This is a genomic window from Rhizobacter sp., from assembly GCF_031412495.1.
Classification (GTDB): Bacteria; Pseudomonadota; Gammaproteobacteria; order Burkholderiales; family Burkholderiaceae_C; genus Schlegelella_A.
In genome coordinates, this window is sequence record NZ_JANODC010000220.1 from 1 (window position 1) to 10504 (window position 10504).

The window sequence follows — 10504 nt, forward strand, 5'->3', positions numbered from 1 at the left end:
GCGGCCAAGGCGGCGGCAGAGTCGGCAGCGGCCAGCGGCGGCGCGGCCAGCACAGCCGCGGCGGCCGGTACGAGCCAGGCTGCCCCGGCCAGCGCCAGCGCCGGCGCCGAGAGCGCCGCCCCGAAGCAGTAGGCGGCTTGCCGCCGCGGCGAGGGCGCCTGCGAGCGCCTCGCCGCCGCCCCCCTGGGGAAGTCGACGCAACGCGCGCACCGGGCCCGTTGCCCATTGGGCGAACCGGCGATGCCGATAATCGCCGCTCGACAACCCGCCCTGCCCCATGACCCGCCCCTTCAACTTCAGCCCCGGTCCCGCCGTCCTCCCGGAACCGGTGCTGCGCCAGGCGGCCGAGGAGATGCTCGACTGGCACGGCACCGGCATGTCGGTGATGGAGATGAGCCACCGCGGCAAGGTGTTCATGGCGATCCAGGCCGAGGCGGAAGTGCTGCTGCGCCGGCTGCTCGCCATCCCGGACACCTACAAGGTCCTGTTCCTGCAAGGCGGCGCGATCGGTCAGAACGCCATCGTTCCGATGAACCTGCTGCGCGGCAGGACGAGCGCCGACTACGTGCACACCGGCGAATGGGCGAAGCGGTCGATGGCCGAGGCCGCCCACTTCTGCCGCGTCAACGTCGCCGCCAGTTCGGAGCCGAACGGCTTCACCTCGATCCCGCCGCAGCACGAGTGGCGCCTGGAGCCGGACGCCGCCTACGTCCACATCTGCGCCAACGAGACCATCGGCGGTCTCGAGTACCACTGGGTTCCGGAGACCGGCGACGTGCCGCTGGTGGCGGACATGTCGTCGAACATCCTGTCCCGGCCCATCGACGTGTCCCGATACGGCCTGATCTACGCCGGCGCGCAGAAGAACATCGGGCCGGCCGGGCTGACGCTCGTGATCGTCGACGAGCGCCTGCTCGGCGGCGCCCTGCCGACGACACCTTCGGCCTTCGACTACACGATCCAGGCGGCCAACAACTCGATGATCAACACGCCGCCGACCTACGCCATCTACCTGGCCGGGCTCGTCTTCCGCTGGCTGGATGCACAGGGCGGCCTGCCGGCCATCGCCGAGGCGAACGACACGAAGGCTCGGCTCCTCTACGACTGCATCGACGGCAGCGGCTTCTACCGGAACGGAATTGCTCCGGCCGACCGCTCGGCCATGAACGTGCCCTTCCACCTGCCCGACCCGCGCCTGGACGCGGCCTTCCTCGACGGCGCCCGGGAGGCCGGCCTGGTGCAGCTGAAGGGGCACCGCATCGTCGGCGGGATGCGCGCCTCGATCTACAACGCGATGCCGGTCGACGGCGTCCGTGCGCTGGTCGCCTACATGACGGGCTTCGCGCTGAAGCATGGTTGAGGCGTGCCGGGATGCATGAGTATGCGTTCTTAAGTATGTACAATAGATGCATACTTCAGCGGGAGGACGCGATGGAAGCGACGGTCGCCGAGCGCGGGCAGATCACCTTGCCGAAGGCGGTGCGCGATGCGCTCGGCCTCACCAAGGGGACGCAGCTGAAGGTCGAGCTGGACGGTAGCCGGATCATCCTGCGCAAGAACGTCGACGACGCCATCTCCCGGCTGCGCGGCCGCTTCAAGCTGCCCGCCGGGACCACGACCGATGACGTGATGCGGGAGCTCCGCGGGCGCGCGCCAGGCGACCCCGTCGATCCCTGAGCGCCCTCGCGGCCATGATCGCGATCGACACGTCGGTGCTCATCGATCTCCTAGGCGGCGATGCCGGCGCCGACGCCTCCGAGTCGAGCCTGCGCCAGGCGCTGGCGACGGGCCCGGTCGTGGTCTGCGACGTCGTGGTCAGCGAGATCGTGGCCGGCCTCGGCTTCGGCGGGGAGCTCTTCGACGTGCTCGAGGAAGCGGGCATCCGCTATTCGCCGACCGATGCGCGTGCCGCCGTACGAGCCGGCGAGATGCAACGTCGCTACAAGCAGCGCCTGAAGGCAGACGGCCGCGCGCCGGCATCGCCGCGCACGGTCCCGGATTTCCTGATCGGTGCGCATGCCTTGCTGCAGTGCAATGCGCTCATCACCCGTGACGCCGGGTTCTTTCGCGACTACTTTAAGGGGCTGAAGATCATCGTTCCGACGGCGGTCTGATTACCCCGCCCCCGCCATCTCCCACAAGGTCCACCATGCCGCACGCTTTCGCCAACACGCTCCGCACCTTCAAGACCGCTTCCGGAAAGGAGGGGAGCTTCTACTCGCTGCCCGAGCTCGCCAAGGCCTACCCGAACGTATCGCGCATGCCGGTGTCGATGCGCATCGTGCTCGAGTCGGTGCTGCGCAACTGCGACGGCAAGAAGGTGACGCCGGAACATGTCGTCGAGCTGGCCAACTGGAAGGCGAAGGCACCGCGGCTCGACGAGATCCCCTTCGTCGTCGCCCGCGTCATCCTGCAGGACTTCACCGGCGTTCCGCTGCTCGCCGACCTCGCCGCGATGCGCAGCGTCGCCAGGGAGATGGGCAAGGACCCGAAGTCGATCGAGCCGCTGGTGCCGGTCGACCTGGTCGTCGATCACTCGGTGATGATCGACTACTTCGGGACCAAGGACGCGCTCGACCTGAACATGAAGCTCGAGTTCAAGCGCAACCTCGAGCGCTACCAGTTCATGAAGTGGGGCATGCAGGCCTTCGACACCTTCGGCGTCGTTCCGCCGGGCTTCGGCATCGTCCACCAGGTCAACCTCGAGTACCTCGCCCGCGGCGTGCACAAGCAGGCCGCCGCGAAAGGCCAGCCGACGGTCTACTACCCGGATTCGCTCGTCGGCACCGACAGCCACACGACGATGATCAACGGCATCGGCGTGGTCGGGTGGGGCGTCGGCGGCATCGAGGCCGAGGCCGCCATGCTCGGCCAGCCTGTCTACTTCCTGACGCCCGACGTCGTCGGCTTCGAGTTCAAGGGGCGCCTGCGCGAAGGCGTGACGGCGACCGACCTGGTCCTCTCGGTCACGGAGATCCTGCGCCGCGAAAAGGTGGTCGGCAAGTTCGTCGAGTTCTTCGGCGAAGGCATCGACAACCTCGGCGCGTCGAACCGCGCCACCCTCGCCAACATGGCGCCCGAGTACGGCGCGACGATGGGCTTCTTCCCGGTCGACGACCGGACCATCGAGTACTTCGAGGGCACGGGCCGCACGAAGGCGGAGATCGAAGCCTTCCAGGCCTACTTCAAGGCCCAGGGCATCTATGGCGCGCCGCGCGCCGGCCAGATCGACTACAGCCAGATCGTGACGCTCGACCTCGGCACCGTCACCCCCAGCCTGGCGGGGCCGAAGCGGCCCCAGGACCGGATCGAGATCGGCCGCGTCAAGGAGCAGTTCACCGCCCTCTTCAGCGCGCCGCCCTCCGAGAGCGGCTTCAACCAGCCGAAGGCGCATCTGCTGCCGCGGCATCAGGTGCGGGCGGCAGACACGGAGGCAGCGACGCAGGTCGACGACGCAGCCACGCGTGCGCCGCGCGATCCCGCCGTGCCGCCGGGCGCGCCGCGCTTCGTTCGCGAGATGTCCGAGAACCGGCCGACGCTGGCCGCAGCCCTGCACCGGGCGGTGCCCGAGCAAACGATCCGGGGCGACATCACGATCGGCAACGGCGACGTGCTCATCGCCGCCATCACCTCGTGCACGAACACCTCGAACCCGAGCGTCATGATCGCTGCCGGGCTGCTCGCCAAGAAAGCGGTCGCGGCCGGCCTGACGGTGCAGCCGCACATCAAGACCTCGCTCGCCCCCGGCTCGCGCATCGTCACCGAGTACCTGACCAAGAGCGGCCTGATGCCGGCCCTGGAGAAGCTCGGCTTCAACCTGGCCGCCTACGGCTGCACGACCTGCATCGGCAACGCCGGCGACCTGACGCCCGAGATCAACGAGACGATCTCGAAGAACGACCTCGTCTGCGCCGCCGTGCTGTCCGGCAACCGCAACTTCGAGGCGCGCATCCATCCGAACCTGAAGGCCAACTTCCTGGCCAGCCCGCCGCTCGTCGTGGCCTACGCCATTGCCGGGACGGTGCTGCGCGACCTGATGACCGAGCCGGTCGGTCAGGGCCACGGCGGCCGCGACGTCTACCTCGGCGACATCTGGCCCACGAGCGACGAGATCGACGCGCTGATGAAGCACGCGATGAACGGCAAGGCCTACAAGGCCAACTACGACAAGGTCGCCAGCGAGCCGGGCCTGCTGTGGGAAAAGATCAGGGGCGTGAGCGGGCAGGTCTACAACTGGCCGAAGTCGACCTACATCGCCGAGCCGCCCTTCTTCGACGGCTTCACGATGCAGCCGAAGGCGAGCGAGATCGGCTTTCGCGGCGCCCGCGCGATGGCCCTGTTCGGCGACTCGATCACGACCGACCACATCTCGCCGGCGGGGGCGATCAAGGAATCGTCGCCGGCCGGCATCTGGCTGAAGGAGAACGGCGTCGTCAAGGCCGACTTCAACTCCTACGGCTCGCGCCGCGGCAACCATGACGTGATGGTGCGCGGCACCTTCGCGAACGTCCGCATCAAGAACCTGATGCTCCCGCCGGGGCCGGACGGCTCGCGCGAGGAAGGCGGCCTCACCCTGTTCCAGCCGGGCGGGGAAAAGATGTTCATCTACGACGCGGCCATGAAGTACATGGCCGAGGGCACGCCGACGATCGTCTTCGGCGGCGAGGAGTACGGCACCGGCTCGAGCCGCGACTGGGCCGCCAAGGGGACGCAGCTGCTCGGCATCAAGGCCGTCGTGGCCAAGAGCTTCGAGCGCATCCACCGTTCCAACCTGGTCGGCATGGGTGTCCTGCCGCTGCAGTTCAAGCCGGGCGATTCCTTCGAGTCGCTGCACATCGAGGGCGACGAGACCTTCGATCTCGAGATCGGCAAGGACCTGCGTCCGCAGCAGGACGCGACGCTTCTCATCCACGAGGCCGACGGCACGACCCGCACCGCGACGCTCACCCTGCGCATCGACACGCCGATCGAGGTCGACTACTACCGGCACGGCGGCATCCTGCCGTTCGTGCTGCGCCAGCTGCTCGCCGCCTGAGCGGCGGCGCCCGATTGCCGGCTCAGTCGCGGCCGCGCGGGCCGTCGCAGGCCGGGTCGGGGCTGGTGCCGACGTCGCGCACCGTTCCGTCGGGACGGACGCTGACCTGGTAGATCAGGCACGAAGACCGGTCGTGGCGGTAGTTCCAGATCGCCAGGTTCTCCTGGCGGACGCCGAAGATCCAGTTCGGCGGTCCGACGCGCGAAAGCACCTGCTCGCGCGTCATGCCCGGCTGCAGGGCGACGAAATCGGCCTCCATCGGGCCCCGCCCCGGCGCGACCCCGCCGGCGCACCCGGCGGTCGCTGCGGCGGCAGCGACCAGCCAGAGCGTGGCCACGCGAAGGCTGAGGGTTGACTGGGCAGCGGGCATCAAGTCTCCATGGGGCCGTGCGTGCAAGGCGGCCACCCATTCTGGACGCGTTGCCGAACCCGCGTTCGCGACGCGCTCTCTAGAATCGACCGGACATGTCCGAACCCGCCTTCCCGGACTTCGTCCAGCCCCTTGCGAACGGCGTCGCGGTCATCGACACCGGCTTTCACCGGCCGCTCTTCGACGCCGCCTACCTGCTCGTCGAGGCCGGCCGCGCTGCCTTCGTCGACACCGGCACCAACGCCTCGGTGCCGCGCCTGTTGGGCGCCCTCGCCGCCTTCGGCCTCGACCCCGGCGACGTGGACTACGTCATCGCGACCCATGTCCATCTCGACCATGCCGGCGGCGCCGGCCTGCTCCTGCAGAACCTGCCCAACGCCCGCCTCGTCGTCCATCCGCGCGGGGCGCGCCACCTCGTCGATGCCAGCCATCTGATCCGCAGCGCGACGCGGGTCTACGGCGAACAGGAGATCGAGCGCTCGTACGGCACGCTGGTGCCGGTGCCGGCTGAGCGCGTCGTGCGCACGCGCGACGGCTTCACGCTCGAGCTCGCCGGCCGCCCCCTGCGTTTCATCGACACGCCCGGCCACGCCATGCACCACCACTGCGTCTGGGACGAGGCGAGCGGCGGCGTCTTCACCGGCGACACCTTCGGCCTGTCGTACCGCGACTTCGACACGGCGCGCGGACCCTGGATCATGCCGACGACGACGCCGGTCCAGTTCCAGCCGGAGGCGCTGCGGCGATCGATCGAGCGCATCGTGGCCTTCGGTCCGCAGCACGTCTACGTCACGCACTACGGCCGGGTCGGCGACGTGCCGCGCCTGGCCGCGCTGCTGCTGGCGCAGCTCGACGAGATGGTCGCCTGCGCGAAGGCGCTGGCGGCGGTGCCGGGCCGGCACGCGGCGCTGATGGAGGGGCTCGGGTCCATCCACCTGCGGCGCCTGCGCGAGCACGGCGTCACCCTGCCCGAGGCCCGCATCCGCGAGCTGCTCGCCCTCGACCTCGAGCTGAACGCCCAGGGCATCGCCATCTGGCTCGACCGGAGTACCGCATGAACGACATCCGCTTCGATTTCTCCGGCCGCGTCGCCATCGTCACCGGCGCCGCCAACGGCATCGGCGCCGCCTGCGCCCGCCTCCTCGCGGCGAGCCACGCGCGCGTCGCGCTGTGGGACGTCGACATGGTTGCGGCCACGGCGCTGGCGACCGCGCTTTCCGCCGACGGCAGCACCGCGCGCGCCTTCGCCTGCGATGTCTCGCGCAAGGCCGAGGTCGACGCCGCCCTGCAGGGCACGCTCGCCGCCTTCGGCCGCATCGACGCCCTCGTCAACAACGCAGGCATCTTTCGCGCCGCCGACTTCCTTGACATCACCGAGGCCGACTGGGACGCGGTGCTCGACGTCAACCTGAAGGGCGCGTTCCTGGTGGGCCAGGCGGCGGCACGGGCGATGGCGACATCGGGCGGCGGCGCCGTCGTCAACATGAGCTCGGTCAACGGCACGATGGCCATTCCGAGCATCGCCAGCTACAACGCGAGCAAGGGCGGCATCGACCAGCTGACGCGCGTCATGTCGCTGGCCCTGGCGCCGCACCGGATCCGCGTCAACGCCGTCGGCCCCGGCACGATCGCCACCGAGCTGGCGCGCAAGGCCGTGCTCGGCAGCGCCGAGGCGGAGAAGCGGATCATGAGCCGCACCCCCCTGCAGCGGCTCGGCGAGCCCGAGGAAGTCGCCGGCGTCGTCGCCTTCCTGCTCAGCGAGGCCGCGGCCTACATGACCGGCGAGATCGTCTACGTCGACGGTGGCCGGCGCGCCTTGAACTACACGGTCTGAGCGCCCTCAGGCCGGCGCCGGCACCGGCCTCGGCAGGCCCGCCTCGCGGATCGGCAGGTGGATCAGCGCCGCGCCGACCGCCAGCACGATGTCGGCGTACCACATCCAGTCGTAGCTGCCGGTCCACTCGAAGGCCTTGCCACCGAGCCAAGCACCCAGGAAGCCGCCGATCTGGTGCGACAGCATGACGAAGCCGAACAGCGTCGCCATGTGCGAAGTGCCGAAGAACTTCGCGACCAGGCCGGCGGTCGGCGGCACCGTCGAGAGATAGGTCAGGCCGACGAAGGCGGCGAAGACCAGCACCACGGCCTCGGTCTTGGGCGCCAGCAGGAAGAGCAGCACCGCCACGGCCCGCGCCGCGTAGACCAGCGATAGCAGCGACTTCATGCGCCATCGGCCGACGGCCCAGCCCATGGCGAAGCTGCCGACGATGTTGAAGAGGCCGACGATGGCCAGCGCCCAGGCGCCGACCGACGGCGGCAGCTGGCAGGCGGCGACGATGCCGGGCAGGTGGGTGGCGATGAAGGCGACGTGGAAGCCGCAGACGAAGAAGCCGGCCGAGAGCAGCAGGTAGCTCGGCGTGCGCATGGCCATGGCGATTGCCTGCCGCGTCGTCTGGCGCGCTGGCGCGGCCGCTCCGGCCGGCAAGGCGGCGCTCGCGGCAGCAGCCGCCTGGCGCGCGCTGCCGCGCAGGACCCAGGCCGCCGGCAGGGCGAGGAGGACGATCGCGGCCATGCTCTGCACCGCGATGGCCCAGCCGGCGACCGCGGTGATGCCCTGGGCGATCGGCACGAAGACGAACTGGCCGAAGGAACCGCCGGCATTGACGATGCCGCTGGCCATGCCGCCCTTCTCCGGCGCCGTGAGGCGCGCCGTCGCCGCCAGCAGCACCGAGGGGCCGGCGAAGCCGGCGCCTCCGGCGGCGAGCACGCCGATGGCGAAGACCAGGCCGAGCGTCGACGTCATGTACGGGACGAGCGCCGTGCCGATGGCGACCAGCGTCAGCCCGAACAGCAGGGTCCGGCCGACACCGTAGCGGTCGGCGACGATGCCGGCGACCGGCTGGGTCAGGCCCCACCACAGCTGGCCGACGCCGAAGGCGAGGCTGATGCTCGCCAGGCCCAGCCCGGTGCTCGAGTTGATGACGCCGAGGAACAGCCCCATCGACTGGCGCGCCCCCATGGTCACGGCGAAGATGCCGCCGGCGGCGAGGAGGACGAGCCCGTAGCCGACGGCCGGCCGCAGCGCAGCCCGCGAAGACGGCGAGACCTCAGCCATGGACCGGTTCCGACGAACGGCTCATCTCGGCCAGGCAGTCGTCGAGCAGCGCATGCAGCTCAGCGACGCGGGCCTCGCCGAGGCGACGGTTCAAGGCCAGCTGGGCCCGCTTCCACTCGCGTTGCGCTTCGGCGCGCTTGGCGCTGCCGGCTGGCGTGACGGTGACGACGCGCGACCGGCCGTCGCTGCCGGCACCGACCTCGACCCAGCCCTGCGCGACCAGCGGCTGCAGGTTGCGGGTCAGCGTCGAGGCCTCCATCTCCATCGCCGCGGCCAGCTCGCCCGGCCGGATGGGCCCGAGCCGCTCGACGAAGGACAGCAGCGAGTACTGCGTCGTCTTCAGGCCGCAAGTGCCGACGATCTGGTCGTAGTGCTGGCTGACCCGGCGCGTCAGCTGGCGCAGCTTAAGGTTCGTGCAGCCGCGCGGCGGGCCGGCCTGGGCGCGGGCGGCGGAACGGGGTCGGGTGCTTCCCTGCATGGGATGATTGTAGGTGCAATATTGCAGCTACAACCATCTTGCGCCGTTGCGGCAAGCTGTACGCTCACGCCTTCATCACCTGCTTCATCTTCGACGCGCCATGAGATTCCTGCACACCATGCTCCGGGTCGGCGACCTGCAGCGCTCGATCGACTTCTACACGCGCGTGATGGGCATGCGCCTGCTGCGAACCACGGAGCGGCCGGAACAGAAGTACTCGCTGGCCTTCGTCGGCTATGGCGCCAACCCGGAGCAGGCCGAGCTCGAGCTGACCTACAACCACGGCGTCACCGAATACGAGCTCGGCACCGCCTACGGCCACATCGCCCTCGGCGTCGAGGACGTCTATGCCACCTGCGAGCGGATCCGCGCCGGCGGCGGCGCCATCACGCGCGAGCCCGGTCCGGTCAAGGGCGGGACGACGGTGATCGCCTTCGTCACCGATCCGGACGGCTACAAGGTCGAGCTGATCCAGCGCGACAGCTGAGCGCCGCCGGTCCTAGCCCGGCCGGAGCGCGGTCGCTTCGCAGGCCAGGCGAGTGATCCGGGTCCAGTCACCGCTGCCGAGGGCATCGGCCGGCGTCAGCCACGAGCCGCCCACCACCTTGACGTTCGCCAGCGTCAGGTAGCTGGGCGCCGATGCCGCCGTGATGCCGCCGGTCGGGCAGAACGCCATGTCGGCGAAGGGGCTGGCCCAGGCCTTGAGCATCGGCGCGCCGCCGGCCGCCGACGCCGGGAAGAACTTGAGGAACGAGAAGCCCATCTCGGCCGCCAGCATCACCTCGCTGGCCGTCGCTGCACCGGGCAGCAGCGGCAGGCCGGCGCCGCGGCAGGCGTCGACAACGGCCCGGGTGCAGCCCGGGCTGACCGCAAACCGGGCCCCCGCCGCACGCGCGGCCTGAGCGTCGGCCGCCGTGCGCACGGTGCCGGCGCCGACGATGGCCTCGGGCAGCGCCCGCGCGATCGCCTCGATCGCCGCCAGCGCCGCCGGCGTCCGCAGGGTGATCTCGAGCACCCGCACGCCGCCTTCGAGCAGCGCCCGCGCCATCGGCACGGCGAGCTCGGCGCGATCGATGACGATCACCGGAATGACCGGGCCGTGCGAGGCCAGCTCGAGCGGGTCGAGCGCGGTGGTCACAGCCATGTGCAGGCCCCCTCCTCGGCCGAACCGACGTTGCGGCGCATGGCGGCGAACAGCTCGCGGCCCATGCCGTGCCCGTTGCTCGCCGCCTGCTCGTCGCCCAGGCGGGGCAGCTCGCGGGCGGCCCACGGCCCGGCGTCGACGATCGCGTCGAGCGTGCCGGCCACGGCGTCGAGGCGGATCAGGTCGCCGCTGCGGATGCGGCCGAGCGGGCCGCCGGCGAGCGCCTCCGGGCTGACGTGGATGGCCGCCGGAACCTGGCCCGACGCACCGCTCATGCGGCCGTCGGTGAGCAGGGCGACGCGGAATCCCTTCTTCTGCAGCGCGCCGAGCGCCGGCGTCAGCTTGTGCAGTTCGGGCATGCCGTT

At 70.5% G+C, this 10504-nt stretch carries 11 protein-coding genes and 1 pseudogene; 7 read left to right on the forward strand and 5 right to left on the reverse strand.

The window, feature by feature from the left end:
- Positions 1–277 precede the first annotated feature (277 nt).
- The 4 genes from serC to AC30N0_RS08270 all read left to right on the forward strand — a co-directional run bounded on the left by serC (position 278) and on the right by AC30N0_RS08270 (position 5035).
- Entirely contained in the window at positions 278–1360 is a 1083-nt protein-coding gene (gene serC / locus AC30N0_RS08255; RefSeq protein WP_489517445.1) for a 3-phosphoserine/phosphohydroxythreonine transaminase, read from the forward strand.
- Positions 1361–1431: 71 nt separating this feature from the next.
- Complete coding sequence (locus AC30N0_RS08260; RefSeq protein WP_489517446.1) at positions 1432–1677, forward strand: AbrB/MazE/SpoVT family DNA-binding domain-containing protein; 246 nt, start codon at positions 1432–1434, stop codon at positions 1675–1677.
- Positions 1678–1691: 14 nt separating this feature from the next.
- Complete coding sequence (locus AC30N0_RS08265; RefSeq protein ID WP_489517447.1) at positions 1692–2114, forward strand: type II toxin-antitoxin system VapC family toxin; 423 nt, start codon at positions 1692–1694, stop codon at positions 2112–2114.
- A gap of 35 nt (positions 2115–2149) precedes the next feature.
- On the forward strand, positions 2150–5035 hold the full coding sequence (locus AC30N0_RS08270) for an aconitate hydratase (RefSeq protein ID WP_489517448.1): 2886 nt from the start codon (positions 2150–2152) through the stop codon (positions 5033–5035).
- 22 nt (positions 5036–5057) lie between these two features.
- Here AC30N0_RS08270 and AC30N0_RS08275 read toward each other — a convergent pair whose 3' ends face one another.
- On the reverse strand, positions 5058–5405 hold the full coding sequence (locus AC30N0_RS08275; protein ID WP_489517449.1) for a hypothetical protein: 348 nt from the start codon (positions 5403–5405) through the stop codon (positions 5058–5060).
- Between the two features lie 95 nt (positions 5406–5500).
- Between AC30N0_RS08275 and AC30N0_RS08280 the strand changes: the two genes are divergently transcribed.
- A complete protein-coding gene (locus tag AC30N0_RS08280) occupies positions 5501–6463 on the forward strand; it encodes an MBL fold metallo-hydrolase (RefSeq protein ID WP_489517450.1) in 963 nt (320 codons plus the stop codon).
- Positions 6460–7239, forward strand: coding sequence for an SDR family NAD(P)-dependent oxidoreductase (locus AC30N0_RS08285; RefSeq protein ID WP_489517451.1), 780 nt, complete (start codon positions 6460–6462; stop codon positions 7237–7239). Before AC30N0_RS08280 ends, AC30N0_RS08285 begins: the two co-directional genes overlap by 4 nt.
- 6 nt (positions 7240–7245) lie before the next feature.
- Here the strand turns inward: AC30N0_RS08285 and AC30N0_RS08290 are convergent, their stop codons facing one another.
- Positions 7246–8517 carry an MFS transporter gene (locus tag AC30N0_RS08290; protein WP_489517452.1) on the reverse strand — a complete coding sequence of 424 codons (1272 nt, stop codon included), beginning with the start codon at positions 8515–8517 and terminating at the stop codon, positions 7246–7248.
- Positions 8510–8995, reverse strand: coding sequence for a MarR family winged helix-turn-helix transcriptional regulator (locus AC30N0_RS08295; protein WP_489517453.1), 486 nt, complete (start codon positions 8993–8995; stop codon positions 8510–8512). The genes AC30N0_RS08290 and AC30N0_RS08295 overlap by 8 nt, the downstream gene beginning before the upstream one ends.
- A gap of 100 nt (positions 8996–9095) precedes the next feature.
- On the opposite strand from AC30N0_RS08295, the gene gloA reads away from it, so the two are divergent.
- A complete protein-coding gene (gene gloA, locus AC30N0_RS08300; RefSeq protein ID WP_489517454.1) occupies positions 9096–9482 on the forward strand; it encodes a lactoylglutathione lyase in 387 nt (128 codons plus the stop codon).
- 12 nt (positions 9483–9494) lie between these two features.
- Here gloA and eda read toward each other — a convergent pair whose 3' ends face one another.
- A complete protein-coding gene (gene eda / locus AC30N0_RS08305) occupies positions 9495–10139 on the reverse strand; it encodes a bifunctional 4-hydroxy-2-oxoglutarate aldolase/2-dehydro-3-deoxy-phosphogluconate aldolase (protein WP_489517455.1) in 645 nt (214 codons plus the stop codon).
- Positions 10130–10504, reverse strand: a pseudogene (locus AC30N0_RS08310) (phosphogluconate dehydratase); the annotation flags it as partial. The gene eda and the pseudogene AC30N0_RS08310, both read right to left, overlap by 10 nt.

What these genes read in the sequence shown, in the direction of transcription:
- serC (WP_489517445.1), top strand. Translation starts at nt 278, where the DNA reads ATGACCCGCCCCTTCAACTTCAGCCCCGGTCCCGCCGTCCTCCCGGAA.
- AC30N0_RS08260 (WP_489517446.1), top strand. Translation starts at nt 1,432, where the DNA reads ATGGAAGCGACGGTCGCCGAGCGCGGGCAGATCACCTTGCCGAAGGCG.
- AC30N0_RS08265 (WP_489517447.1), top strand. Translation starts at nt 1,692, where the DNA reads ATGATCGCGATCGACACGTCGGTGCTCATCGATCTCCTAGGCGGCGAT.
- AC30N0_RS08270 (WP_489517448.1), top strand. Translation starts at nt 2,150, where the DNA reads ATGCCGCACGCTTTCGCCAACACGCTCCGCACCTTCAAGACCGCTTCC.
- AC30N0_RS08275 (WP_489517449.1), bottom strand. Translation starts at nt 5,405, where the DNA reads ATGCCCGCTGCCCAGTCAACCCTCAGCCTTCGCGTGGCCACGCTCTGG.
- AC30N0_RS08280 (WP_489517450.1), top strand. Translation starts at nt 5,501, where the DNA reads ATGTCCGAACCCGCCTTCCCGGACTTCGTCCAGCCCCTTGCGAACGGC.
- AC30N0_RS08285 (WP_489517451.1), top strand. Translation starts at nt 6,460, where the DNA reads ATGAACGACATCCGCTTCGATTTCTCCGGCCGCGTCGCCATCGTCACC.
- AC30N0_RS08290 (WP_489517452.1), bottom strand. Translation starts at nt 8,517, where the DNA reads ATGGCTGAGGTCTCGCCGTCTTCGCGGGCTGCGCTGCGGCCGGCCGTC.
- AC30N0_RS08295 (WP_489517453.1), bottom strand. Translation starts at nt 8,995, where the DNA reads ATGCAGGGAAGCACCCGACCCCGTTCCGCCGCCCGCGCCCAGGCCGGC.
- gloA (WP_489517454.1), top strand. Translation starts at nt 9,096, where the DNA reads ATGAGATTCCTGCACACCATGCTCCGGGTCGGCGACCTGCAGCGCTCG.
- eda (WP_489517455.1), bottom strand. Translation starts at nt 10,139, where the DNA reads ATGGCTGTGACCACCGCGCTCGACCCGCTCGAGCTGGCCTCGCACGGC.